Consider the following 26199-nt stretch of genomic DNA (forward strand, 5'->3'; position numbering starts at 1 on the left):
ATTGCCTACGGCGATCGGATGAAACATGCGAAGGATGACAAAATCACCGCTCACCCCGTGCTTGGCCCAAGCGCGTGGTGGCATGTCGTGGGCCAAGCCCTGGGCGGCACGAAGTACATCGATGCTCAGGGCACATATCTGCTGCATCGGCTGATTGCGCTCTACGGCCACGGCTTTGCCGAGCATGGCGCCAACATGCCCAAGGTCTTTGTGATCACGCCCTTCCGCGAAGTGAAAGAGGGCCTTGTCGCCTTGCTCGGCAAGAAAGAAACCTGGGAGCAAGCGCTGGCCGGCAAGCAGTTGCCGGTCCCGGAGAACTTGAATGAATGGTCCAGGGCCAGCATCGGCACAGTCCACACTTTCCAGGGGAAAGAAGCCGATATCGTCTTTTTCGTCCTGGGTTGCGATGAAACGCGCCGTGGCGCCATCGACTGGGCCACATCAAAACCGAATCTACTGAACGTCGCCGTCACCCGCGCCAAGAAGCATGTCTACATCCTTGGCGACCAGCGGCTTTGGGGCACTCGCGCCTATTTCGATATCGCCGACGGCATGTTGGCCAAGATCGAGCAGCCGCCCGCCAGCAGCGATCACCATGAGGTACTGATGCCGACGTAAGAAATGGCGCTGTCGCGCCTCAGGCTCCAGCGCGGCAGCGATGTCATGGGCGGTCTTTGCCAGACCGGACCTGGCGTCGGATAATCGCGGCAATCCGCTCGGGAACACTCATGTCGTCACCGGCCTTACCCGCTTCGACAGATTCACTGTTTCATCATCGCGCTTACGTCGCCTTCTGGTTCGCCCGGGTCTCCTCCAGTTTCGGCTTTCAAATGCTGGCCGTCGCGGTGGGCTGGCAGATTTATTCATTGACGGGCAGTGCGCTCGACCTTGGCTTGATCGGCCTGGTGCAGTTTTTCCCTTCGGTGTTACTGGCCTTGCCCGCGGGACACATCGCCGATCAGTTCGAGCGCCGGCGCATTGTGCTATTCGGGCAGATCGCCGAATGGACGGCGATTACCCTGCTGGCCATCCTGACCTTGCTGCATGCGATCAATGAGACGGGCATCTTGGCGCTGATGCTGGTCATCAGCACCGCCAAGGCAATTGAATCGCCGTCGATGCAATCGATGGTGCCGGCGTTGGTACCGCCACGTTTATTGCCGCGGGCGATGGCGGTGAACGGCTCGGCGTTGCAGGCGGCGATGATCATGGGGCCTGCGCTTGGCGGCTTGCTTTATATCGCCGGCCCCGGCGTGGTCTACACCGTCTCGGCGGTGCTGTACCTGATCGCCGCCACCATGATGGGCCAGCTGCGCTACGAGCAGGCACCGCCCAAACGCGAGCCGGCCACCTTGAAAACCCTGTTTGCCGGCGTGCACTTCATTCGCGAGCGCAAAGACATACTCGGGGTGATCTCGCTCGATCTGTTCGCGGTGCTGCTGGGCGGCGCCACCGCCCTGCTGCCGATCTTCGCCAAGGACATTCTGCACACCGGCCCGTGGGGGCTGGGCCTGTTGCGCGCCGCGCCAGCCGTGGGCGCCTTGTTGATGTCGTTCTGGCTGGCCAAACACAGCATGCAGCGCGGCGTGGGGGCCATCATGTTTGCGTCCGTCGCAGGCTTCGGTGCCGCCACGGTGATCTTCGCGCTCTCTACTGTGCTGTGGCTGTCATTGATCGCGCTGTTTGCGCTGGGCGCCTTCGACATGGTCAGTATGGTGATCCGCGGATCGCTGGTGCAGCTCGATACACCGGACGCCATGCGCGGCCGGGTCAGTGCGGTCAACGGCATCTTTATCAACACCTCCAATCAGCTCGGCGAGTTTGAATCGGGCCTGCTTGCCGCGTGGCTCGGCGCCGTCGGCGCCAGCGTCGTCGGCGGTGTCGGCACGCTGGTGGTGGTCGGCTTGTGGATGGTCATGTTTCCCAGCTTACGGCGACGCCAGCGTTTGCAATCGGATGAGCCGGTGGTTGAATCTGCGACCGTCTCGCAAACAGCTTGATCGGCGCGCGCGCTCAACGCGCTCGCCGGTCATCCTGAGCGGTGAAGGCCAAGCCGGCAGATCAGCTGGAAATCGCCAGTCGTTCGGAGCGATAAAGCTGGGCGGTAATCAGCACGGCAAGCAAGGCGGCGGCAGCGCTACCCGCCATGCACAGACCCAGCTGATGCAGGCTAAGGCTGTCACCGCGCAATAGCTGCATGATGCCGAAGTGTTGCCCCAGCAGCGGCACGGCATACATCCAGTCTTGCGCTTTGATTGGCAGCACGCTGAGCAAAGCGCTCGGAATGATCGGCACCAGCATAAGCAGCGAAAGATAGCTCTGCGCTTCGCGATAGCTTTTGGCAAAAGCCGCGACCATCGATTGCAAAGCCGCCAGCAACACGATCAGCGGCAAGGCCATCAACAACACATGGGCACCGAAGCGCGGCCCCATTTCCAACTCCATGCCGAGTTTTTCAACCGGGACAAAGTGCCCGACGACACTGAAGGCAACCAGGCTGATCAACAAACTGACGGTGGAGAAGACGCTGATAGCCGCAAGCTTGCCGAGCAGGATTTTCCAGCGTGGCACCGGGTTGGCAAACAACGGCTCCAGCGATTGGCGCTCGCGCTCGCCGGCGGTCAGATCGATAGCCAGATACATGCCGCCCATAAACATGGTGAGGACAAAGAAATACGGCAGCATGCCGAACATCAATACCCCGCGTGCCTGCGCGGTGGCCTGATCGCGGCGGGCAACGCTGACCGGCACGGCGGTGCCGGGCGACAGGCCGCGAGCGACCAGGCGCATCGCACCTTGTTGGCGTGCATAGGTCTCGACCAGCTGACTGACCCGCTCCACCGCGGGGTTCGCATCGCGTTGCGACGAGTCGTAGATCAGCTCGACTTGCACCGGCTCGCCCTTGCGCCAGGAGCTGGCGTAATCGGGCGCGATACGCAGCACCACATCGTTCTCTTGCTGGCGCACCGAGAGTTCGGGATTGGCGATGGCAGGGCCAGGCACGATTCCGCCGGCCTTGAGCGCCTGAAGCAGATTCGGTGCGTATTCGCTGCCGATTACCGGTACCGGCAATGGCTTGTCGATTTTGTCGAACTGGCGCTGCAATGACACGTTGATCAACATCACGAAGACCAGCGGTCCCAGCAAGGGGCCGGTGAGCAAGGCGCTGATCAAGGTGCGTCGATCACGCAGGTTTTCGCGCACTTCTTTGAGGAACACCGTGAACAGCGCACGGCTGCGAATCGGCGCAGGAGTTGTATGCATGCTCATGCGGCGAGGCCCTCGTCGCTACCGATGATTTTCACGAAGGCATCCTCTAGATTGTTTTCACCGGTTTGCTCGCGCAAGGCCTGTGGCGATTCATCCGCGACCACGCGGCCATGGGCGATCACCACAATGCGATCACACAACGCCGCCACCTCTTGCATGATGTGGCTGGAGAACAGCACGCAACGCCCTTCGGCCTTCAGCTGCAGCATGAACTGGCGCAACGCGCGGGTGGCCATGACGTCCAGCCCATTGGTCGGCTCATCGAGAATCACATTGCGCGGGTCGTGGATCAGCGCGCGTGCAATCGCCGTTTTTACGCGTTGGCCTTGCGAGAAACCCTCGGTGCGCCGATCGCCGATGTCGGTCATTTCCAGGGTCTGGATCAAGGCTTCACGGCGTGTTTTCAGCAAGCTTTCCGGCAGGCCGTGCAGGCGTGCGAAGTAATCGATGTTCTCGCGCGCGGTCAGCCGTTTGTATAAGCCGCGTGCGTCGGGCAGCACGCCGAGTTGGCGACGCACGGCCAGCGGCTCGAGCGTGGCATCGATGCCATCGACCAGTACCTGGCCTCGATCGGGCGCCATCAAGGTGTAAAGCATGCGCAAGGTCGTTGTCTTGCCGGCGCCATTGGGGCCGAGCAGGCCGGTGATCTCGCCGTCGCGGGCGCGAAAGCTGACGCCGTCGACGGCTTTTACCGTACCGAAGGCTTTATGTAGATCCTTCGCTTCGATCATGGCGTGGCTCCGTTGAAGTCGATAAAGATCGGCGTGGCCTGCATCCGCTGCAGACATTTCACGTCCAGTTTGTCTGGCGCGAGATCTTCGATAAATTCTTTAAGCACGATCGGCATGCAACCGGCGGCCATCACGCTATGACTCTGCCCTTTGGCCAGCAGGTGGCGGGCGTTGCTCAAGCCTTTCAGTACGTCGTCGCCATAACGCGGTGGGGTTACCGGGTCGAATTCGCCGGACAGCAACAGCACCGGCTTGTCGGTCTTCAGCGGCTGATGGAAGTCGGCCGGACGCGCGCCCTTGGGCCAGACCGAGCAAATCGCTTGCAGGCTATCGATCATGCGGGTGCCGAGAATGCTGTGTGCATCCTGCGGGCGCGGGGTGAGCAAATCGGCGTCTTCGCTGCAGATCACCGACGACTGCATGCCGCCGTTCATGGTGTCGGCGAGATCGCCGGACAGCAGCTTGGCCTGCCCCAATAGCGGGCCGACATCGCCATGCGCGGCGGCGTCGATCGACAGCGGCAGCAACGCCGCGGTGAGTGGCGACTAAGCAAACATGCGCACCACGCTGGCCAGCGAGTATTCGTCCAGCGGACGCTTTACGGTCTTATAGGTTTGCGGATCGCGAAAACTGACCTCATGCGGATTCGCGCGCAGCGCATCGCGCAGCTGATACAAGGTTTGATAGGGGTCGCTAAAACGCTGCTTGCATGCGGCGTCCGCGGTGCAGCGGGCGAACTGTGCTTTCAACGCGGCATCGAGGTTTTGCGCAAAATCCTCGCCGAGCACCAAGGTATTGGGCACCACACCGTCCAACACCACACTGCGTATAGCCTCGGGGTGATGCATCACAGATTGCTGCGCCATGCGGGTGCCGTAAGACACGCCGACCAGGTCAAAGGTCGGCGCGCCAAGTGCAGGCGTGCCCAGCGCCTGGCGCAGGTCTTCCAGATCTTGCACGGCGATGGTACTGGTGTAGTAACGCGGATCGGCCTTGCCATCGAGTTGCTTGAGGCAGCGAGCCGCTTCGCTGCGCAGCTTGGCCGGGTTGAAGCCGCTGTCGTCCACCTCGTTGGCTTGCTCGGCATTCGTGTCGGGCTGGCAATTGAGCGGATTCGAACCGCCAGTGCCGCGCTGATCCAGCAACAGAACATGGCGATGCGCCAGCAAGGGCTGCAAGGCAGCGGCCGCCGCGGGCCAGGATTCAGTCGCCGCCTGCCCCGGACCACCGGCAAGCAGCACCAGCATGTCGCGGCTGGCGACCTGTGCATTGCTGCGAATCACCGCCAGCTTGAGAGCGATTTTGCGGCTGGCCGGATCATCGCGGTTCTCCGGCACCTGAAAAGCCGCACACCAGGCCGCGCTGGAAAGTCCGCTGTTCGGCTGCCCCAATTCGCATGCGGTCAAGGTCAGTGAGCCGAGTTGCCAGGTCACCGGCTTAGCCGGCGCTAGCGGCTTGCCGGCCGCGACAGCAGGCTCGGTGGTAGTGGGGTCTGCCGCCGGCGACTTGTTCTGGCTGCGGTAGTAGTTCCACCCGAGCAGGCCGAGCGCTAGCGCGAAAACCCCTATGCGCAGCGCGGTGCGTCCCTTGATGACCATGCGTTATCACTCCTCTCCTGGTTCGAATATCGCTTCGATCGACTGCTCGAACAGACGCGCGATCTTGAAAGCCAGCGGCAGGCTGGGGTCGTACTTGCCGGTTTCGATGGCATTGATGGTTTGCCGCGAAACATCGAGGCGCTCGGCCAGATCGGCCTGCGACCACGCCTTGTCGCCGCGCAATTCGCGTACCCGATTATTCATTCGTGCGATACCGCCACTCAGTCCAGCAGCGCGCCAGGCCATACACAAAGCACAGCCCCGGATAGACCATGAACAAGATGGTTCCGTCGAGCGTGATGACCTTGGCGGCGATCTGAAAGCCCAGAGCCATGCTGAGCAAGCCGATCACCCCGCTGGCAATCGCCAAGGCCTCCAGATGCAGTCGCCGCTGCAACTCATCGCTGCCCAGCACCAGACGCACCATGGCGCGGATCAGCAAGCTCAGCGGCAGCATCGGCAGCAGCGCGATCAGCGCCACGACCCAGGTCTGGTCGGTTTGCTTTTGCAACGGCCAGACAAACAGCATCGTCAGCACGTAGGCAGTCATCGCCGCGGTGAATTCACGCCGGTAACGCTTATCCACCTGGCGCGGGCCGGAGCGGACCATCTTGTCTAGGTAGCCCAGCACCATGGCCAGCCCTAGCAGTGCCCCGCCCAAGCCATGCAGCCAACGCTCATCGCGGGTCAGACACAGCAAGCCCGTTCCGATCAGCACCAGCGCCAGTGGCAGCAACCAGCGCCGACCCGGCAAGCGCGTCGCTGCGGCATCCGTCGCCCAGGTCGACTTAGTCTTTTCAGTCATCGGCGACCGATCTGAAACCGAAATCTTTGCCACGGAACCCCCTAAGCCTCATCCAGGCATGTCAAGCAAACTTGACACGCAGGCTAGTGCGGGACTCCAGGCATGTCAAGCTTCCTTGACACTGAATGATCTAGGCTTTCGTCTCCCCGGCTTTTAATGAAAATTTCACGTCAAAGATCTGACGCATCTGACGTATATCGTCACTTACTGACCCTCGCGACCCCAACCGCGTGGAGTTGCCGACGGCTTTTCTGGGAAAACAGTCTCTCAAGTACCAATCGCCGAAAAATTTGTGATGTTCATCACGCTTTGGCCCGATTGCTGCTTAGAGCCACCCGTGCGATCTGGAAAGCCGGCCGATGCAAGTCGGGGGGAGATTGCCCAGGAGCCAAATAGACGCAATCAGGAAGCACCAGCCTGTTTTGGCCTGGAATGCGTCGGAATCCGCCTTAACCAACACCACTTAAAGGACCCAGGTATGAATAAAACCCTTCTCTCAGCCGTAGTCATTGCCGGCCTCGGCGTCGCCGCTATCGCTCCGCGCACGGCCAGCGCCGTGGACGGCACGATCAACATCACCGGCACCGTGACCGCCTCGACTTGTAAGATCAACGGCGCCGCCAGCCCGGCCACCATCGCGGTGACCCTGCCGACCGTGTCGACCACCTCGCTGTACGCCAGCGGCGTCGTCGCCGGCCGCGCGCCCTTCAGCATCGCCCTGAGCAATTGCGGCGCGCTGACCAAGGCCACCACGTTCTTCGAAACCGGCCCGACCATCATGGCCGACGGCAACCTGAAGAACGCCACCGGCAGCGCCACCGGCGTTGAAGTACAGCTGCTCAACAGCGACCAGTCGGTGATCAACCTGGCTGGCGGCAGCACCGCCCAGAACTCCCTCCAGGGCACGCTGACCAGCGGCGCCGGCACGCTGAACTACTACGCCCAGTACTACGCCACCGCCGCCGCCGGCGCCGGCAGCGTCAACACCAGCGTGCAGTTCACGATGCAGTACCAGTAAGCAGCATGAAGCGTGCGCCGGAGCCAGGCGCTCCGGCGCGACGCGGCCAATGAAGGCCGCACCATGAAGTCATGAGGGTTTTTCCATGAGGAAGTTTGTCTGCGCTCTAGGCGTGGGCCTGTTGGCTTGTTGCCTTTATGCCACCAGCGCGCACGCGAATGTGCTGATCGGCGGCACCCGTGTGGTGTTCCCTGCGAAAGACGGCGAAGTCACCGTTCGCCTCACCAATGACAACGAATTGCCGGTGCTGGTCGAGGCCTGGATCGATCGCGGCGACGCGCACTCCACGCCCGATACGGTGGATGTGCCCTTTCTGATCACCCCGCCCATGTTCCGCATGGACGCGAAGAAAGAACAAAGCCTGCGCATCGTCTATACCCACGAACAATTGCCAGCCGATCGCGAATCCCTGTTCTGGCTCAACGTGCTGGAAGTGCCGCCCAAGCCGACCGGCGCCGCCCAAGGCCAGAACCTGCTACAGCTCTCGCTGCGTTCGCGGCTGAAACTGTTTTACCGCCCCGCCAATCTGCCCGGCGATCCCTTGAAGGCACCGGCCCAGCTGACCTGGAAAGCGGTCGCCGACGGCAAAGGCTTTGCCGTGGAAATCCACAACCCGACGCCGTATCACGTCAGCCTTACCGAACTGACGCTGACCATCGCCGGTAAGCCGCAAACCGTCGACACCGGCATGATCGCGCCGATGGCCGAGCTGCGCCTGCCGCTGCCGGGATTGGCCCAGAAGCCTGCCGCCGGCACCCCGGTGAGCTTCACCGCACTCAATGACTTTGGCGCACCTGCCACCTTCACGGCCACGATCGCGCCATGATGGCGCGGCGCACACTGGACCGTGCCCGGCGCACACGCGGTTTTTCCGCGTGCCGTCACGGTTTGTTGTGCCTGACTATCGCCAGCGTTTTGGCTGGCCTGCCGGCGTTGACCCTGGCCGCTCCCGCCGCCGCGGCCACCGGCGCCGCAGCACCCTCCGGCGCGGATGCCTCCGCAGCGGTCGATGCCAGCTTTGACCGCAACCTGCTTTCCGGCGCGGGCCGCAATACCGGCGATATCTCGCGCTTCGAGCGCAGCAATCCGGTATTGCCCGGCGTCTATCGCACCGATATTTATCTCAACAATGTCTGGGTCGGCCGCAGCGATGTGCGCTTTGCCGCCGCTACGCCCGATGCCAGCGCCACCGCCTGTGTGACGCAAGAGCTGTTCAAGCAATTGGGCTTGCCGTTGAACAAGCTCTCGGCGGAGCAGCAGGCGCAGTTGGCCGGCGGAACATCGTGCCTCGACCTGGGCCAATTGATTCCCAGCGCCACAGTGGTGTTCGATCAACCGAATCTGCGCGTGGACATGAGCGTGCCGCAGGCGTGGATGGGTTATCGCCCACGCGGCTACGTCAGCCCCGAATATTGGGATAACGGCGTCAACGCCGGCCTGCTCAATTACAACTTCAACAGCTACCACAGCACCAGCAACGGGATCAGCCAGACCTCCTCGTTCCTGGGCTTGAATGCCGGCTTGAATATCGGTGCGTGGCGCCTGCGCCACGACTCGACGATGCTGTGGCAGTCGGGCACGGCGGGCAGCCGTTCGAGTCAGCATTGGCAGAATATCGATACCTATCTGCGCCGCGATATTCCCTCGCTGCGCGCGCAGCTGACCCTGGGCGACTCCTATACCAGCGGCGACCTGTTCGACAGCATCAGCGTGCGCGGCGTACAGCTGGCGACGGATGACCGCATGCTGCCGGACTCCCTGCGCGGTTATGCGCCCACCGTGCGCGGCGTCGCCGAAAGCAATGCCCGGGTTACCGTGCGCCAGAACGGCGTGGTGCTGTACGAAACCACCGTGTCGCCAGGCCCGTTCACCATCAACGATTTGTACTCCACCGGTTACGGCGGCGACCTCAATGTCAGCGTCACCGAAGCCGACGGTCGCGTGCGCAGCTTTACCGTGCCCTATGCCTCGGTGCCGCAATTACTGCGCCCGGGCGTCAGCCGTTTCTCGCTGGTGGCCGGTGAGTTGCATGACACCAGCCTGCATGCGCACCCCGCTCTGGTGCAGGCCACCTTGCAGCATGGCTTCAACAATCTGCTCACCGGTTATGCCGGTGTGGTGGCTTTCAATGGTTACGCCGCCGCACTTGCCGGCAGTGCGTTGAATACGCGCTACGGTGCGTTCGCGATGGATCTCACCGCCGCACGCACCGAGATTCCCGGCCACTCCACGCAAACCGGTCAAAGCGTGCGCCTGAGCTACAGCAAGATTCTGCCGGACACCAACACCTCGCTGACCGTCGCCACCTACCGTTATTCGACCAGCGGCTATCTGGGCCTTCGCGATGCCTTGGCTGCGCGCGACTATGCGCGTGGCTACAGCGTGGTCGATCCCACCGAGCTGAGCGGCATCGGCACCGTCAACGGCACCTTGCTGCCCGGCGTGCTTACGCCGGCACAGCGGCAGGCACTCGGCACCAACTCGAACAGCTTCACGCCCTTCGCCACCCAGCTGGATCGCCAGCGCAGCCGCTTCGACCTGACCCTGAACCAGCATCTGGGCGAACGCGGCGGCACCTTGTACGCCACCGCCTCGGCGCGTGATTACTGGAATCGCAACGGCACCGACGTGCAATTCCAGCTTGGCTACAACAATACGTTCCGCCATTTCAGCTACAGCGTTTCGGCCACCCGCGTGCGCGATATCCTGGGCCGTTACAGCAATCAGTTTTTCGCCAGCTTCACGGTGCCGCTGGGCAACAGCGTGCATGCGCCGATGTTCGGCGCCAGCGTCAACCATGACGGCAGCGGGCGCACGCTGGATCAGTTGATGCTCAACGGTACCGCCGGCACCGACAACCAATTCAGCTATGGCGCCACCGCATCGCACGACACCGGCGGCAGTGGCAGCGGTAACTCCGGCACGGTATACGGTGGCTACCGCAGCCCGTATGCGCAGCTCAATGCGAGCTACGGCAAGGGCAGCAACTATTCGCAGTCGTCGTTCGGCCTCTCCGGCGGCATCGTCGCGCATCCAGGCGGCATCACCTTCGGCCAGCCGATGGGCGACACCGTGGCCATCGTCGTCGCGCCCGATGCACAAGGTGCGCGCGTGCTCAATGCGGCCGGCGTGCGCATTGACCGCTTCGGCTATGCGCTGGTGCCGTTCCTGACCCCGTACAACCTCAATACCGTGCAGATCGATCCCAAGGGCCTGCCGCTGAGTGTGCAGATGGATGCCACCAGTGCCCAGGTCGCACCGCATCTTGGCTCGGTGGTGATGGTGAGCTTCAAGACCTCAAGCGGGCGCTCGTTGATCGTGCGGGTACGCCAGGCCAATGGCCAGTCGGTTCCGTTCGGCGCCGAAGTGCTGGACGAGCAGAACCACACCCTGGGCGTGGTCGGTCAGGCGGGGCGCATCCTGGTGCGCGGCGTGAAAGACAGCGGCCAGCTCAGCGTACAGTGGAAGAACGACGACGAGACACCGATGAGCTGCTCGTTCTCCTACCAATTACCGCCAGGCAAGAAAGCCAGCGCAACCGATACCTACGAGAAGATCGAAGCCACCTGCACGCCACAGTCCGACGCTGTCGCGCAGACCAGAAGGAATGGAACATGATCCGTCGCCACCTGCGCCCCGTGGGATTCGCTTACTGGCTGGCCTGGCTGTTACTGGCCGCCGGCAGCTTAGGCTGGGTGCCTGGCGCAGTCGCGCAATCGACCAATTGCACCGCCTCGGCAGGCGCCTTCAGCATGCCCAGTGTCAGCGTCATGCCGAACACCCCGGTGGGCACCCTGCTGGGCTCACCGACGCAGATCACCGTGACCTTCACCTGTAGCGGCCTGCCCTACAACCGGAGCACGTTCGGCCGCACCGCGACGATTCAGGCCGGTAACCTGGCCCCGCCCGACGCCACCGACCCGCCCAGCGGCGGCGGTATCGCCTACGCCACCAACGTACCCGGCATCGCGCTGAAACTGACCGCCAGCCCGATCCAGGCCTCGGATAACGCCTGTCTTCGCTGCGGCCCCGGCAGCACGCCCGGCTTTGAAGCCGGCGCAGTGACCGCACCCAACTACAACAACTACACCGGCAGTGTCAGCGAGACCTTCACCGCGCAGCTGGTCAAGACCGGACCAGTCACCGCCGGCTCGGTAAACTCGGTCCAGCTGATGCAGTTCTACTGGTACATCTACGGTATTACCGCCAGCTCCGGCGCCATCGGCAGCCTCACCCTCAACGCCGGCACCTCGGTCAGCATGGTCGCCTGCAGCGTAAATATGGATTCGCAGAATCTCGCCGTAACCCTGCCACAGATCAGCACCAACGCACTTGCCACGGTCGGTGCGTCGGCCGGAAGAACCGCCTTCAAGATCAACCTGACCTGTCAGTCAGGTGCGAATGCCTCCATCACCATGACCACCGCCAACCCCGGCACCGCCACCGGCGTCATCGCCCCCACGACGGGCACCGGCTATGCCGCCAATGTCGGCGTGCAGTTGCTCAACGGCAGTTACAACGCGGTGACCTTCAATACCGCGCAGGCGCTTGGCGCCACGCCTAACGGAACCCTGTCGATTCCTTATTTCGCGCAGTACTACCGCACCGGCTCGCCGGTAGGCAGCGGCCAGGTCAAGGCCACGGCCACGTTCAATCTCACTTACCAATAGAGATCGGCCGCCGCGGATGGCCCGGCGGCACCCGGACCGGGGTTGCGAGCAGGGTTTATTCGTAGGTCTGGGTAACCAGTTGCAGGTCGGCCTGGTTCTGCCCGGCGGCCTTCACATAGTTGGCGAAGTAGCCGATCAGGCGATCCGCCGCCCAAGGCGTACTGGCGATATTCACCACGCTCAGGGCATACGGCTGTACCGCCGCGGTGGCCGAGCGGCCTGCCCCGCTATCGCAGACAAATCGGCCCAGCGACTGTGCCGATGCAGCCCTGACCGGTGCAGCGACAATCGCTGCCATGGGTCCGCTGCCGACACCACAAGTGGGCTCGACAATGGCGCCGGAAAAGGCGATTCGTCCGCCCGCTGCCACTGCCTGGGACGGCGCTGCAAACGCCGCGACTAACACGCAAACAACCAGGATCTTGCGAATCAAGCCGGTCATACCGCCCCCTACTGCACCAGCAACATGGCTAGGCACTTTCAGGATTTATCGGCAACTCAGCGCTGGCCTTTAATGGAATCCTCGGCGCGACACAAAAACGTGACCGGCGTCACAGCTTGCGCGGCCAAACGGCTGTTTTTACGAAAAATCAGTCAGTTATGCCCAAACCCTCCGGTTTGGGCTGGCTCTGATATCGCTATGGGAGAGCGAGCCATGTCGCTCAGCCGCCTCGTTCAACGCGAAGAAATATATTTCTCGCGGCGAATCTGTGGCACCGGCAAGCCAAAGTCCTTCAGGGCGGCAAAAGCGGCATCGACCATGTTTGGGTTACCGCAAAGGTAGGCAATGTCGCGCTCGGCGCTGGGGCCAAGTTCCGCCAGCACGTTTTGTACGTGACCGGAGCGATCGCCGGGGCGCGGCAGCGCACGAGCCTGGCGGCTCAGGCAGCCGTGGAAGGTAAAGCCGGGATTGCCCTGCGCGAATGCTTCGAACTCCTCGCCGTAGAGCAGCTCGCCTTCGTTGCGGGCACCGTACAACAGCACCACCTCGCGCTCGCCAGCGGCCAGCAGGTTCTTGATCTGCGGCAACATGGCGCGATACGGGGTCACGCCGGTACCGGTGGCTAGCAGCAGATAACGCGGGTGGCGGTCGGCGTCCTGTAGGCAAAAGCGGCCATACGGGCCGCTGGCCTCGATCGTCTCGCCATGCTGCAAGCCGCCAAGCAGCCGAGTGGCGGCACCGCCATCCACATAGCTCACGGCGATCTCGATGCGTTGCACCGGCGAGCTGCCGTCGCCCACGGTGCCGACCGAGTAGCTGCGCTTGGTCGCGGTGCCGTCGTCGTAGTGGAAATGCACCTGCAGAAACTGCCCCGGAATAAAGGCCAGCGGCTGGCCATCGACCCGCTCGAACACCAGGTGACGCACCGCCGGTGCAAGCATGAAGCTGTCGACGAGGCGCAGCGTGAAATGATCGGCCATGGGGTTTCCGGAAACGATGTGTGCATCCGGCAGAACCGGAAGGCTGTGAATGGCCCGCTATAATAGAGGGCTAGCCCCCTCGGTGCAGCCCATGTCCCTTCCTTCCCTAGATTCGGCTCCAGCGCTCGTCGTAGATAACCTCCGCAAAACCTACGGTAACGGTGTCGAGGCCCTCAAGGGCATCAGCCTGACCGTACAGCCCGGCGACTTCTTTGCCCTGCTCGGCCCCAACGGGGCAGGCAAATCCACCTTGATCGGCATCCTCTCCTCCCTGGTGAACTCCACCGGAGGCGACGCCCAGGTGTTTGGCGTCTCGGTCAACAAACAGCGCAACAAGGCCATGCAGCTGATTGGCCTGGTGCCGCAGGAAATCAACTTCAACCAGTTCGAGAAGCCGTTCGACATCTGCGTCAATGAGGCAGGTTTCTATGGCATCCCGCGCAAGATCGCCATCGAGCGCGCGGAGAAATACCTTAAAGAGCTGCGCCTATGGGACAAGGCGCACGATCAGGCGCGCATGCTTTCCGGCGGCATGAAACGCCGCCTGATGATTGCCCGCGCGATGATGAACGAGCCCAAGCTGCTGATCCTCGACGAGCCCACCGCCGGTGTCGACATCGAAATCCGCCGCTCCATGTGGCAGTTCATCAGCGGCATCAACGCCGCCGGCACCACGGTTATTCTCACCACCCATTACCTGGAAGAAGCCGAGCAGCTGTGCCGCAATATCGCCATCATCGATCGCGGCACCATCGTCGAGAACACCACCATGAAGCGCCTGCTGGCGACCATGGACGTGGAAACCTTTGTCTTCGACGTCGCCAACGTTCCCGGTGAGCTGCCCACCTTGCCCGGCGTGACCCTGCGTCGCGTCGACGACCATACATTGGAAGCGGAAATGTCGCGTTCGCACGATCTCAACTCGCTGTTCGCCGCGCTGTCATCGCACGGCATCACGGTCACCTCCATGCGCAACAAGACCAACCGCCTGGAGGAGCTGTTCGTGCGGCTGGTCGAGAACGGCCGCAATGGCGTGGTCAAGGAGAAAGCCGCATGAAGGCCGCGAAATCATGCGCATCATGCGCATCTGGACGCAGACGCTGATTCCGCCGGCCATCACGATGACTTTGTATTTCGTCATCTTCGGCAAGCTGATCGGCAGCCGCATCGGCCAGATGCACGGCTTTACCTATATGCAGTACATCGTGCCCGGCCTGGTCATGATGAGCATCATCACCAACAGCTACGGCAATATCTCCAGCTCGTTCTTCGGCGCCAAGTTCAGCCGCGCGGTCGAAGAAATGCTGGTCTCGCCGATGCCCAACTGGGTCATCCTGCTCGGCTATGTGATCGGCGCGGTGGTGCGCGGCGTGGTGGTCGGCGCGCTGGTGCTGTTGATTGCCTTGTTCTTCACCGATTTGAACGTGGTCCACCCGATCATCACCTTCCTGTCGGTGGTGCTCGGCGCGACGGTGTTCTCGTTGGCCGGCTTCGTCAACGCGGTCTATGCGAAAAAGTTCGACGACATCGCGCTGGTGCCGACCTTCGTGCTGACCCCGCTGACCTACCTCGGTGGCGTGTTCTATTCCATCGACCTGCTTGGTCAGCCCTGGCGCAGCATCTCGCTGGTCAACCCGATTCTCTACATGGTCAATGCCTTCCGCTTCGGCGTGCTCGGCGCCTCGGATGTGCCCATCGTCGAGTCTTTCGTGGTGATGCTGGTGTTCGTGGCCGGCTTGTCCTTTGTCGCGCTGCACCTGCTCAAGCGCGGCATCGGCTTGCGCTCGTAACGGGCCAGGGCCTGCACTCCCTCCCTGGCTCGCCAAGGGAGGGACTTTTTCAATGGCCGAGTCTGCGGCCGGGCGGTATCTACTTTTATGCGCGTCAACAAATACATCAGTGAAGCCGGGTTGTGCTCGCGCCGCGAAGCCGATGACCTGCTCATCGCCGGCCGCGTCACCATCAACGGCGAAGTCGTTTCCACCGGCGCCAAGGCGCTGGAGGGCGACGAGGTATGCGTGGACGGCGAAATCGTGCGCGCGCGCGTACTCGCCGCTACACCGGCCGCGAAGAAAGCCGTCTATATCGCGTTGTATAAGCCAGTCGGCATCACCTGCACCACCGATCGCACGGTGGACGGCAACATTGTCGATTTCGTCGATCATCCGCAGCGGGTCTTTCCGATCGGCCGGCTGGATAAAGACTCCGAAGGCTTGATCCTGCTGACCAGCAATGGCGACATCGTCAACGAGATCCTGCGCACCGAGAACAATCACGAAAAGGAATACCTGGTCGCGGTGAATAAAGCCGTCTCCGACGAATTTCTCAGCGGCATGGCCAAAGGCGTGCGTATTCACCACCAGATGACCAAGCCCTGCCGCGTGCGCAAAATCGCCAAATTCGGCTTTGCCATCGTGCTCACGCAAGGCCTCAATCGGCAGATCCGCCTGATGGCCGCCGCCTTCGGCTACCGCGTGACCCAGCTGCGCCGCGTGCGCGTGGTCAACATCAAGCTCGGGCATTTGAAGCCCGGCCAATGGCGCAACCTGACCGACGTGGAACTGAAAGGCCTGCTGCCCAACCGCACGCAGTGGTAAACACCCGCTCAAGACACCCTCGGTAACCCACGGCACTTGACAAGGCAGCGAGCCGGGCTTAAATAGTTAACTATTGTGTTAATTGATTAAAAGCTAATGACTGCCGACCGTATCTTCGAAGCCTTGGCCTCGCAGCCCCGCCGCAAGATCCTCGCTTACCTATCCGCGCAAGAACTCACCGCCGGCGATATCGCCAGCCGCTTCGAGATGAGCGCACCGGCCATCTCCCGGCATCTATCCGTGCTCGAAACCGCGGGTCTGGTTCACAGCGAGCGCCGCGGCCAATTCGTGTTCTACCGCCTCAATAAAGACAATCTGGTCAATACCCTCACCAGCTTTACCTTCGAGATCTGCCCGGTCGCCAGTGCGCTCAAGCGCGAGTCGCGCAAACGGGCGTCGCTGAAACCAAGCACCTGAGCTGACCCGCCCCCTACCCCGCACCACCGCTGCCAACAGGAATTGCGCGATGTCGTTGCAAGCACGAGTTGTCGAGACCTTTCCCACCGCGCGGATACCCTCGCAAAGCGGCGGCCTGCCGGTTGAAGTGTCACTGATCGCGCAACTCGGCCATGGCTCGGGCAATCATCTTTACGCTGCCGCGTTATCGCGGCAGCGCGCGCATAACGATTACATCGATGCCTTGGACGAACCCTCGGCCAAGCTGGCCGGCACCCACTTCGAACAAGGCGATACCACATCGTTGTACAGCTTTGCCGTCGGCGCGAAGGGGCATCCGTTTCATCGCCATGCCGGGCACCGGGTATTCACCGCGATCTCCGGCAGCGGCGGTGCGCAGCTGCGCTTCTCCAGCGCATCGCCGGCGCAAATCGCCCGCGACCCCGCCAGCTTTCTGCACGCGCTGCGCTACGTGAATATTCCACCGGATTGCATGTTCACCGTGCGCTTTGGCGGCAATACCTGGCATCAGTTTTCACCCTTGGCCGAGCATTCGGCGCATCCGACCTTCTTCGCCTTGTCGTGCCATACCAATGAACTGGGCGGCGATTTGTCCGAGACCTTGCGGCAACAAGTGATCGCCAACGAAGCGACGATTCCGGCCCTGACCGAGTTATTGCCATCGAACGTACTCGCACTATTGGAGACAGCCGAGCCGCGGCACATCCCCACCATCGAGCTGGCCCTGGATGCCGCGCCCGACTCCTGGCAAAGCCGGTTGTGCGGATACGCCCGCAGCAGCATGGGCAGGCTACGCGGAGCCTGGGCGCGCTGGCGTCGCGCCAGCGGATTTCTGCACGAAAGCGGCGGCCGGCATACGGTGATACAACTTGCGCAACCGCCGGCCGATAGCTTGCTGCGCAGCCAGCTCGATGAGCGCTTTCATCACCAAGACATGTTCTCGCTCAGCCTGAGTGAAGATCGCTTTACCGATGCCGGCGCCAGCCCACTGCTTGCCGCCTTGCTCGATGGATTCATCCACAACCCGCCGGCCGGCGTGTCGCGCATGATGGCCTTGCGCAATGCCCTGGTGCGCCCCTTGGGGCTGCGCACCTCGCCCTTGGGTTGCCCAGTGTCTTCGCTGCTCAGCCATCAACCACAGCATCTGTTTGCCGGGCGCTATCCCGTGCTCGATCAATCCATCGACGCCGGTGACCGCCACGCCCAAGTGATCCTGGGCGCCGACGACAAACACCTGCGCTTCCGCTCCTGCATCGGTGTGCGCATCGTCGATCGACAACGGGTCGAATTTACCCTCGCCACGCGGGTGCAATGCAAAAACCTGTTCGGCCATGTCTATATGGCACTGATCGAGCAAGTACATCGGCGTTACGTCAGCCCAGCCATGCTACGCATGGCGGTAGAGCATGCATTCGACCAACCGCACGATGCGCGACAACACGAAAGGCAGCCACAGACCCCACTGCCGACCAGTCCATAGAAAGCGACAAAGCAAAAGCCGACGCCACGCGATACCCCAGCTCCCACACAACCTACGACCGCCACTGGCGTTGACGTTGCTCTTGACGTTGCCGTTGCCTTTCGCTTTTGACCTTCAACGCCCCTGTGCGTCGGTGAGGGATGGACGGCAAGACCCGCAGGGGCATGGGCAAGGACGCCCATGCCTTTTCGCCAGGGCAGGAGCCCTGTCGAAAAGTCCGGCCAGCCCTCACGCCCCCGTAGGGCGACGCACCGGGGTGGCCTTTCTCTTTGGTTACTTTCTCTTTGGCCACGCAAAGAGAAAGTGACTCGGGCTCCGGCAGGAGTCCGAAAGCCCGCCGCAGGCGAGCCAGGTCGCCGTAAACAGCAATCAAGCGAAAAGCCCGCTCCATCCAAAACAACCCACAAAACCCAACAAAACCGCCCCAACCACCCACCCATGCGATCATGTCGCATGACCACGTTCAATACGCTCCCCCTAAAACCCGCCCTACTCGCCAGCATCGAGACCCTGGGCTACACCGAAATGACCCCCGTGCAGGCCCAAAGCCTGCCCCCCATGCTCGCAGGCCGCGACGTCATCGCCCAAGCGCAAACCGGTAGCGGCAAAACCGCCGCCTTCGGTCTAAGCCTGTTGCACAGCCTCGACCCGGACACCATCCGCCTGCAGGCGCTAGTGCTGTGCCCGACCCGCGAACTGGCCGACCAAGTCAGCAAGGCGATCCGCAAACTCGCCGCGAATATCCCCAACGTGAAACTGCTGACCCTCTGCGGCGGCATGCCGCTGGGGCCACAGCTGGCATCGCTTACGCACGATCCACACATCGTGGTCGGCACCCCCGGCCGCGTGCAGGAACATCTCAAGCGCGGCAGCCTGCACGGTGGCGGCATCAAGGTGCTGGTCCTGGATGAAGCCGACCGCATGCTCGACATGGGCTTTTCCGAAGCCATCGACGACATCATCGGCCGCATCGCCAAGCATCATCAGACGCTGCTGTTTTCGGCCACCTATCCCGACGAGATTCGCAAGGTCAGCCAGCGCGTGCAGCGCGAACCGGTGGAAATCACCGTCGAGGCACCGGTCGAAGAAAAACCTTCGATCGAGCAGCGCTTTCACGAAGTCGATCCGGCGCAGAAAATCGACGCCCTCGCACAACTGCTGGCCGGTGAGCACGCCGAACATGCGCTGGTGTTCTGCAATATGCGCCGTGATGTGGATGCCGTGGCCGAAGAACTCGACCGCCGTGGCTTTTCCGCCCTGGCCCTGCACGGCGATATGGAGCAGCGCGACCGCGACGAAGTGCTGGTGCGCTTCGCCAATCGCAGCTGCTCGGTGCTGGTCGCCACCGATGTCGCCGCGCGCGGCCTGGATATCGTCGCGCTGCCGCTGGTCGTCAGCTATGACATCGCGCACGATCCGGAAACACATACGCATCGCATCGGCCGTACCGGCCGTGCCGGGCAATCAGGCCATGCGATTACCCTGTGCACGCCGCGCGAACGACCCAAGGCCAGCAACATCGAAGAGCTGCTAGGCGCGCCACTAGCCTGGCGCCCGCTGAAAGTCGCCGCGCCCAGGGGCAAGACCTTAAACCTGGCGCCGATGAAAACCCTGGTGATCGATGCCGGTCGACAAGACAAGCTTCGCCCCGGCGATATCCTCGGCGCACTGACCGGCGATGCCGGCCTGAAGGCGGACGCCATCGGCAAGATCGATGTATTCGCCACCCGCGCCTATGTGGCTATCCGCCGCGAGCTGGCCAACAAGGCACTGGAACAACTACGTGCGGGCAAGATCAAGGGCCGTAATTTCCGCGTCAGGCCGCTCGGTTGAAAACCACACCATGAAGTAAATCGTTCGCCGTACGCACCCTCTCCTGGCTTTATCGACAGGCAGGAGAGGATGCCGCCCAAGGTTCAAGCTCTGATCCATCTGAAACAGAACGCCGGGATGAACCATGACGCTATCTGATCTTTTCAAAAAACTCGGAGCCCCGCTGAAAAGCGCGCGCTGGTCCTGGGGCAGTGTGAGAGCCAGCGACGGAACCTTGTTCTTGCGCGTCTGGCAGGACGATTGCCGTCGAGACAATGGCAAGGATATCGTCTGGCTGTCGGACACCTCCGAAGATGACAGCAGCCAGGGCGCCGTCGAACGGCGTGAACATGTCGCGCTGATTCAAGCGGGTAATCCCTGCTTTCTGGTCATGTGCCTGGCACGGGATACCAAGGCGTTGCCGCGGGTGATCAAGTCGTTCAATGAAAAAGAGCTTTTCTCTACCGGTGAACTACACACCGATGAAAAAGGCGCCTGGTGGATCGAGCGCGGCCCCCGCATCGCCTTCGCCGAGTTGCTGCCAAAAGCAGGCTGACCTCATGCCGCGCGCAGCTACGCGCGCGCGGCGATCGCTTATCCGGCACGGTTGTCAGTAACAGCGATCGGTGCCGGCTCTAGGCGTTTCGATCCATCCCGACAACATCGATACCTCGTCATCGCTGCGTAGATTTGCCGCTACGCACATCCGACTCGCTACGTCGATATGCCACGCCATGGCGGATCTATTCCATAAGTCATGTCAGCGCATTTCATACGTGATGCGTTGCTCTATTCCACTTTTTCGCCGAGTGCCGTCAACCTGACTGCATGCCGTATGTCATCCGCTGCAATGAGGGGAATTTACCTGGTATTACGCCTATCACTGTCTAGGCATGTGCATACTCGGGCCATCAAGGGAGGCAGGAAAATTTACGTTGAAAACGTTATTTTCTATTAACAGAAAACATGCACTGCATTTACTTGCGACTCGCATTTATTCCGCAAGAAATTACCTAAAACTTTGTTATCTTGCGCCACAACACGGAGTCAATCCTGTGAGTACCCAACGTTTTATCGGCATGGCACTTGGCGCGAGCCTTTGCGTAGGCACGCTAGGCCTGGCCGCCTGCAATCAGCAGCCAGCAGCCCCGACCACGACACCCGCTCCTGCTTCTACCGCACCGGTAGCCAACGCGGCACCGCAACCGCCAGCCTATACGCCGCCGTCAGCCGACCAGCTGTATCAAATGGTGGCACCGATCGCGTTGTTCCCCGACAAGTTGGTGGCGCAAGTGCTGGCCGGCTCGACCTATCCGGACCAGATCACCGCCGCGGACAACCTGCTGGCGCAAAACCCCAACCTCAAGGGCGCCTTGCTACAGGCCGCCGTCGATCCGCAATCCTGGGATACCAGCGTCAAGGGGCTTACTCAGTTTCCCTCGGTGCTCGATCAAATGGCCCAGAACGCCGAGTGGACCAAGGCGCTCGGCGAGGCCTACGTCAACGACCCCACCGATGTGCTCAACGCCATCCAGGTCATGCGCCAGCGCGCCAGCTCGCACGGCAGCCTGCGCAGTTCAGCGCAGTTGCGAATCAACACGCAACCGGTCGCCGCCCCGCCGCCGCCGCAATCGGAGCCGACCTATGTGCAGGACGACAACTACCCGCGCGTGTACTCCGGCCCGTCCGTAGTACCCGCGCCCGAACGCGTCATCGAGATCGAACCCGCACAACCAGACACCGTCTACGTGCCGAGCTACGACCCGGAAACCGTCTACGGCGGAGAGATCGCGACCTATCCCAGCTACACCTACGTGCGGCCGTCCTACAGCACCGGCGACATGGTGGCGGCAGGCGCGCTGAGCTTTGGTGTCGGCATTGTGGTCGGGGCACTGCTCGAACATCACCACGATGGCGGCGGCTGGCACTCCTGGGGCATGAACTGGGGTGGCGGCGGCGGTGGTTATAACGGCGGTTACAACGGTGGCTATAACGGCGGTGGCGGTGGCTGGCAGCGCCCGGCGGTGGTCTATAACAATCAGACCTATGTCTCGCGCTCGACCACCGTGGTTAATCACTACACCACCAATAACATTACCAACAACATCAACAACAATAATCGCACGGTAAATAACAGCGGCACCATTAATAACAATAGCAGCACCGTCAATAATACAAACAACAGCGTCAATACCAACAACAGTGTCCACAATATTAATAACAGCAGTAATCCGCTGACCCAAACCCGCAATGTAACTAATAACATCACTAACCAGCCGGGCAGCAATCAGCCAGGCGCCAATCGCAATTTCCTCGCCAGGCCACCGCTGCCGGCGGTCGCCGCGCAAGCGCAGCCCAATCCACCGGCTCAGCCTGCTCATATGATGACCATGCCCAATTTCAATGGCGCCAGAAATCCCGCCATGATGGCCAACGGGGCACATCCGGGCGCGCCGATGGCCGCGACTGCGCCGGTCGCGCCACACCCTGTAGCCAACTTCCGCGCCCCGCCACCGGCAGCGCCAGCGGCTGCGCATCAGGCCGCGATACCGCCGCCGCCTCACAGCATGCCGCCGAGCCAACCCGCGCCGCACAATGAGGCGCCGAACAACCGCCCGTTTGCGGCGCATGAGAACGTGGCTCAACCGCCCGCGCAGCAGCGGCCGATGCCGATGCCGCACCCCATTGCTCCCACCGCGCAACCGCCGCGCCCGCAACCTGTCGAGCATGAACAGGCGCAAAGGTTTCAGCCGCCAGCGAGGACCGAGTCGCCGGCGCCAACCCGCTTCGAGCCCACTCCGCCGCGCCAGCAGGAGCTGCCACGGCCACAGGCAGCTCCGCCGCCGCCACCGCGCCAGGCCCCACCGCCGCCTGCCCCGCGTCCGCCGGAGCAGAACCGGCCGCAGCCGCAACCACAGCCGCAACAGCACAAAGCCGAAGAACCGCAGCACCACCCGAAGAAAGACGAAACGCACTAAGCGCGCCAACTAGGTCAGCGTGAACACCCAGCCCGGCCAGCGATGGCCGGGCTTTTTTTGGACGGCCGGCACGGCCCCATAAACGGCCACAGACAGCAAGCGCGTAAGCCTGCCGTCAATAAAACCTCCGTAATATGCGCACTACGCGCACGTAGATTATTATGCGGCGGCAAATCCAAGGGACTATTCATGCGTTTACGCTTCGGCAGCCGGCTGGCTGCGTTTGTGCTGTCCGTCGCCGTTATTACCGCGGCAGCCGCACAAGACAATCCGTTTTATAACCACAAAGCACCGGCCGCCTATCCAGCCTGGTTCGTCCCGGCCAGTGAATTGGGCGTAACCCAATGGCTGAATAGCCAGGAAGAGCCCGGCTTCAATACCACCCGGCTGGTTAACTTCAACTACATCGCCAAAACCAAGCTGGCGCCCGCCGCCGTGATCAAACGGGTGGAGAACTACGCGCGTGCACACGGCTACCAGGTGATCAACGTGGTCGACGCCGATCGAAAAATCATCCTGTCCGAGGTGGACCTGGAAAAAGATCCCGTCAAAGGCTCTCAGCTGATGATGAAGCTGCAACATAACTACGTGGTGTCGGTCGAGGCCGCGGAAGACTCCTTCACGCTGACGCTCGCCGAGAACGCCACCCATTGATTTGCCACCACCCTGTTCAACGGACGATAGGACTTTACATGACACGCCCCCGCCTTCTGCCAGCCCTGTGCCTGCTGGCCGCCTTCGCGCTGATGCCGCTCACGGCGAATGCTACCGCGACCGATCCTGCCACCCCGGCCGCGGCCGACGAATCGAGCAAGGGCGAGTCGGCCAAGACCGAAGCCTTTCTCAAATCACTGCAACTGCAAACCGGCACGGTCAGCATCAGCAAGGCACAGGCCACACTGAAGCTGGCACCTGGCTACAGCTTTCTGCGCGCCGCCGACGCGCAACGCGTACTGAATGAGCTGTGGGGCAACCCGCCCGATAGCGATGTGCTGGGCATGATCCTGCCGAGCACCGATCCCAAGGTGTTGCTGGACAAAGACTCCTGGGCCGTCGTCGTCGATTACACCGACGAGGGCTATGTGTCTGACGCCGATGCGGCCAAGATCGACTACAACGACATGCTCAAGGACATGAAACAAGGCGCCGACGAAGCCAACCCCGAGCGCCTCAAGCAGGGCTATCCGGCGATCGAATTGGTCGGCTGGGCTGAGCCGCCGCACTACGACGCCGCGTCGCACAAGCTGTACTGGGCACGCGACCTGAAGTTCAAGAACGCCGATGGCAGCGATGACGGCCAGACCCTGAACTACTCGATTCGCGTACTCGGGCGTCAAGGCTATTTGTCGCTCAACGCAGTGGCACCGATCGACCAGCTGGCCAAGGTTCGCGCCGACATGCCGCAAGTGCTGGAGATGACCGAGTTCGACCAGGGCCAGCGCTACGCCGACTACAACGCCGGCACCGATAAGCTCGCCGCCTATGGCATTGGCGCGCTGGTCGCTGGCGGCATTGCCGCCAAGGCCGGCCTGTTCGCCAAGCTCGGCATGCTGCTGCTCGGCCTGAAGAAATTCCTGATCCTCGGCATTGCGGCGATAGGCGGCTTCTTCGCCAAGCTATTCAAGCGCAACAAGAGCAACTAAGCCTCCGAATAACGCCTCCCCCTGCGAGCAGGGGGAGGTTGGGTGGGGTCAGCCCGTGCCCAAATACTCATCCCAAGGCCAGCCCTGCCGCACGCCTGCCAGTCAGCGCCCGGCCCAGGCTTCAGATTTCCACATGCAGCCGCCCGCCAATGACTTGCACCGGCCCCTGCCGATCCGTGTTGTAACCTGGGTTGGTAATGCGCTGAAAATCTGCCGTCAATTGCACGCCCTTGCAGACACGGTAGTTGTAATAGACCTCCAGCACCTTTTCGCGGCCGTAGTGCGCTAGCTGCCCATCGCCGAGAAAACCACCCATGCCGCCCGCGGCGAGATAGTCGCGATGGTCGCGGTTCAAACCCGCCGATGAGAAGCCGACACCGATCGTGTCATCAGGGCGCTGCCAGCGCGTGCCCTTGATCGACACACCGCCGGACACCGCCTTGTCGATTTCGGTAAAGGCGTACTCTTCGACCTTGTCGTTGGCATAACTGGCACGGGCAAACACGCCGATATCGTCGGTAAGGCTTTGCTCCAGGCTCAGGCCGTAACCCGTCTTGCTGGAGTCTTTGCGCACGCTGGTCACATCCGGCACGCTGCCGTCGAGCAACGCCGCATTGACCGCGTCGCGGTAACTGCCTGCAAAGGCTCGGTTGCGAAACACCATGACGCGGACCAGGCCCGGCAGATCGCCGATCTTGTGATCGTGTTCGAGTTCGAACTGATCGCCGTGAAAGCGGCCGATCTGATAATTGAGCTTGGGACCATTGGCCACCTTCGGCTCCATGAAGCGGCCCACACGCACGGCCCAATCATCCCAATAAAGTTCAGCCGCCGCGCCGATGGTGTACGCGCGCGCATCGGCGGCGTAGTCCCAAGCACCATGGGTGATCAGCGCCCAATTCAAGAACTGCGTGCGCGGATCATTGGCGTAGCTGCTTTTCTCGAAGATATCGGTCTGGGTGATCTTGCCGACGGTAATCACCAGGCGTTGCCGCTGATAATTGCTGGCTAGCTGATTCGGGCCGGCATCGACATGAAAGGTCTCCCCGCCGAGATTAAAGGTTTGCCGTAGAAAGGCCCGGGCGTAGTAGCCGCGCAACGTGGTGCCGCCATTCTTTTGGATCTCGCCGTTCTGGATACTGGCCAGGCCGAACAGACCCGACAACGGCAAGCCCTGCACCGCCTCCGGATTGACGTACAGTTCGCCGCCTGGCCAGAAGCGCGCGCCGAGATAGGCGGTAAAGGTGAAGGTGTAGCTGTGAGCCGGCTGGGTACCCAGGCTTTGTTGCCCGGTGTAAGGCGCGCTGAATGCGTTCTTGTGCTGCCAGACATAGGTGCTTTGCGCATGCGCGCTCCAACGGTCCTCGCTGCTGTCCATGTCGTCGGATGCCTGCGCGGTACGGGCAGGCACCGGCACACGGCTTTCTTCCGCAACAACAACCGCATCAGGCGCAACAGCCTGGGCCTGGGCCGTGGCGCCATAACCATTGGCGATCAAGGCCAGGCAAAGCGCACTGCGCTTATGGAATGTGGACATTTTGAACATAAAGAACCCCTGAAAATCCGTGAAAAAAAAAGCAACAAAGACCCGTCGCACTCGTCGTGACGACGAGTGCGTGGTTAAGTGAATAGACGTCTGTAATTACGAGTGTTTGGTCAACATCATTTGAACTACCTTGACGATAGTCATGATCAGCGCAGCCGCCAGGTAAGCACGCAGCACACCCAGCCAAAGGCGTCGGCGCATGCTGAGTTGCG

The 26199-nt window shown here is 61.9% G+C and carries 23 protein-coding genes and 1 pseudogene; 16 read left to right on the top strand and 8 right to left on the bottom strand.

The features are described 5' to 3' along the window. Both OUZ52_RS14675 and OUZ52_RS14680 read left to right on the top strand, forming a co-directional pair. On the top strand, positions 1 to 618 hold a 618-nt coding region (locus OUZ52_RS14675), incomplete at its 5' end, for an AAA domain-containing protein (RefSeq protein ID WP_266159216.1). 110 nt (positions 619 to 728) lie between these two features. Beyond that, complete coding sequence (locus tag OUZ52_RS14680) at positions 729 to 2000, top strand: MFS transporter (RefSeq protein ID WP_266159217.1); 1272 nt, start codon at positions 729 to 731, stop codon at positions 1998 to 2000. 61 nt (positions 2001 to 2061) lie between these two features. On the opposite strand, the gene OUZ52_RS14685 is transcribed toward OUZ52_RS14680, so the two are convergent. The 5 genes and pseudogenes from OUZ52_RS14685 to OUZ52_RS14705 form a co-directional block, all read right to left on the bottom strand. Then, the gene (locus tag OUZ52_RS14685) at positions 2062 to 3264 is read right to left on the bottom strand and encodes an ABC transporter permease (protein ID WP_425493856.1); all 1203 of its coding nucleotides are present in this window, start codon (positions 3262 to 3264) and stop codon (positions 2062 to 2064) included. Positions 3265 to 3266: 2 nt separating this feature from the next. Then, positions 3267 to 4001, bottom strand: coding sequence for an ABC transporter ATP-binding protein (locus OUZ52_RS14690; protein ID WP_266159221.1), 735 nt, complete (start codon positions 3999 to 4001; stop codon positions 3267 to 3269). Next, a pseudogene (locus OUZ52_RS14695) lies at positions 3998 to 5599 on the bottom strand (alpha/beta fold hydrolase). Before OUZ52_RS14695 ends, OUZ52_RS14690 begins: the two are co-directional and overlap by 4 nt. Positions 5600 to 5605: 6 nt before the next feature. Then, entirely contained in the window at positions 5606 to 5803 is a 198-nt protein-coding gene (locus OUZ52_RS14700) for a helix-turn-helix transcriptional regulator (protein WP_266159223.1), read from the bottom strand. Further along, entirely contained in the window at positions 5796 to 6404 is a 609-nt protein-coding gene (locus OUZ52_RS14705) for a hypothetical protein (RefSeq protein ID WP_266159224.1), read from the bottom strand. The genes OUZ52_RS14700 and OUZ52_RS14705 overlap by 8 nt, the downstream gene beginning before the upstream one ends. Positions 6405 to 6882: 478 nt before the next feature. Between OUZ52_RS14705 and OUZ52_RS14710 the strand changes: the two genes are divergently transcribed. The 4 genes from OUZ52_RS14710 to OUZ52_RS14725 all read left to right on the top strand — a co-directional run bounded on the left by OUZ52_RS14710 (position 6883) and on the right by OUZ52_RS14725 (position 12092). Continuing rightward, complete coding sequence (locus tag OUZ52_RS14710; RefSeq protein WP_266159225.1) at positions 6883 to 7422, top strand: fimbrial protein; 540 nt, start codon at positions 6883 to 6885, stop codon at positions 7420 to 7422. 85 nt (positions 7423 to 7507) lie between these two features. Beyond that, positions 7508 to 8248 carry a fimbrial biogenesis chaperone gene (locus OUZ52_RS14715; protein ID WP_266159226.1) on the top strand — a complete coding sequence of 247 codons (741 nt, stop codon included), beginning with the start codon at positions 7508 to 7510 and terminating at the stop codon, positions 8246 to 8248. Beyond that, a complete protein-coding gene (locus tag OUZ52_RS14720) occupies positions 8245 to 11040 on the top strand; it encodes a fimbria/pilus outer membrane usher protein (protein ID WP_266159227.1) in 2796 nt (931 codons plus the stop codon). Before OUZ52_RS14715 ends, OUZ52_RS14720 begins: the two co-directional genes overlap by 4 nt. Beyond that, entirely contained in the window at positions 11037 to 12092 is a 1056-nt protein-coding gene (locus OUZ52_RS14725) for a fimbrial protein (RefSeq protein WP_266159228.1), read from the top strand. Before OUZ52_RS14720 ends, OUZ52_RS14725 begins: the two co-directional genes overlap by 4 nt. A gap of 55 nt (positions 12093 to 12147) precedes the next feature. Here OUZ52_RS14725 and OUZ52_RS14730 read toward each other — a convergent pair whose 3' ends face one another. Together OUZ52_RS14730 and OUZ52_RS14735 are read right to left on the bottom strand one after the other, a co-directional pair. Beyond that, positions 12148 to 12534 carry a hypothetical protein gene (locus tag OUZ52_RS14730; protein WP_266159229.1) on the bottom strand — a complete coding sequence of 129 codons (387 nt, stop codon included), beginning with the start codon at positions 12532 to 12534 and terminating at the stop codon, positions 12148 to 12150. Positions 12535 to 12767: 233 nt separating this feature from the next. Then, positions 12768 to 13514: an FAD-binding oxidoreductase gene (locus OUZ52_RS14735; protein WP_266159230.1), complete on the bottom strand. Its 747-nt coding sequence runs from the start codon at positions 13512 to 13514 to the stop codon at positions 12768 to 12770. 91 nt (positions 13515 to 13605) lie between these two features. Here OUZ52_RS14735 and OUZ52_RS14740 point away from each other — a divergent pair, with 91 nt between their 5' ends. The 10 genes from OUZ52_RS14740 (at position 13606) to OUZ52_RS14785 (ending at position 24441) form a co-directional block, all read left to right on the top strand. Next, on the top strand, positions 13606 to 14571 hold the full coding sequence (locus tag OUZ52_RS14740; RefSeq protein ID WP_266159231.1) for an ABC transporter ATP-binding protein: 966 nt from the start codon (positions 13606 to 13608) through the stop codon (positions 14569 to 14571). Then, positions 14543 to 15304: an ABC transporter permease gene (locus OUZ52_RS14745; RefSeq protein WP_323135354.1), complete on the top strand. Its 762-nt coding sequence runs from the start codon at positions 14543 to 14545 to the stop codon at positions 15302 to 15304. Before OUZ52_RS14740 ends, OUZ52_RS14745 begins: the two co-directional genes overlap by 29 nt. 87 nt (positions 15305 to 15391) lie before the next feature. After that, entirely contained in the window at positions 15392 to 16111 is a 720-nt protein-coding gene (locus OUZ52_RS14750; RefSeq protein ID WP_266159233.1) for a pseudouridine synthase, read from the top strand. 96 nt (positions 16112 to 16207) lie between these two features. Beyond that, on the top strand, positions 16208 to 16528 hold the full coding sequence (locus OUZ52_RS14755; protein ID WP_266159234.1) for a metalloregulator ArsR/SmtB family transcription factor: 321 nt from the start codon (positions 16208 to 16210) through the stop codon (positions 16526 to 16528). A 49-nt stretch (positions 16529 to 16577) separates the two neighbouring features. Next, entirely contained in the window at positions 16578 to 18008 is a 1431-nt protein-coding gene (locus OUZ52_RS14760; RefSeq protein WP_266159235.1) for a DUF2867 domain-containing protein, read from the top strand. Positions 18009 to 18461: 453 nt separating this feature from the next. Continuing rightward, the gene (gene dbpA / locus OUZ52_RS14765; RefSeq protein ID WP_266159237.1) at positions 18462 to 19841 is read left to right on the top strand and encodes an ATP-dependent RNA helicase DbpA; all 1380 of its coding nucleotides are present in this window, start codon (positions 18462 to 18464) and stop codon (positions 19839 to 19841) included. Positions 19842 to 19965: 124 nt separating this feature from the next. Then, positions 19966 to 20376, top strand: coding sequence for a hypothetical protein (locus tag OUZ52_RS14770; protein WP_266159238.1), 411 nt, complete (start codon positions 19966 to 19968; stop codon positions 20374 to 20376). A 499-nt stretch (positions 20377 to 20875) separates the two neighbouring features. Then, entirely contained in the window at positions 20876 to 22798 is a 1923-nt protein-coding gene (locus tag OUZ52_RS14775; protein WP_266159239.1) for a DUF3300 domain-containing protein, read from the top strand. Positions 22799 to 22987: 189 nt separating this feature from the next. Then, positions 22988 to 23452 (top strand): hypothetical protein, encoded by a 465-nt coding sequence (locus OUZ52_RS14780; protein ID WP_266159241.1) that lies wholly within the window; start codon positions 22988 to 22990, stop codon positions 23450 to 23452. 38 nt (positions 23453 to 23490) lie between these two features. Continuing rightward, the gene (locus tag OUZ52_RS14785) at positions 23491 to 24441 is read left to right on the top strand and encodes a DUF2167 domain-containing protein (RefSeq protein WP_266159243.1); all 951 of its coding nucleotides are present in this window, start codon (positions 23491 to 23493) and stop codon (positions 24439 to 24441) included. Positions 24442 to 24562: 121 nt separating this feature from the next. On the opposite strand, the gene OUZ52_RS14790 is transcribed toward OUZ52_RS14785, so the two are convergent. Continuing rightward, positions 24563 to 25987, bottom strand: a complete 1425-nt coding sequence (locus OUZ52_RS14790; protein ID WP_266159244.1) for a carbohydrate porin — start codon at positions 25985 to 25987, stop codon at positions 24563 to 24565. Between the last annotated feature and the right edge of the window lie 212 nt (positions 25988 to 26199).

The sequence above is a fragment of the Dyella silvatica genome (assembly GCF_026283955.1).
Classification (GTDB): domain Bacteria; phylum Pseudomonadota; class Gammaproteobacteria; order Xanthomonadales; family Rhodanobacteraceae; genus Dyella_C; species Dyella_C silvatica.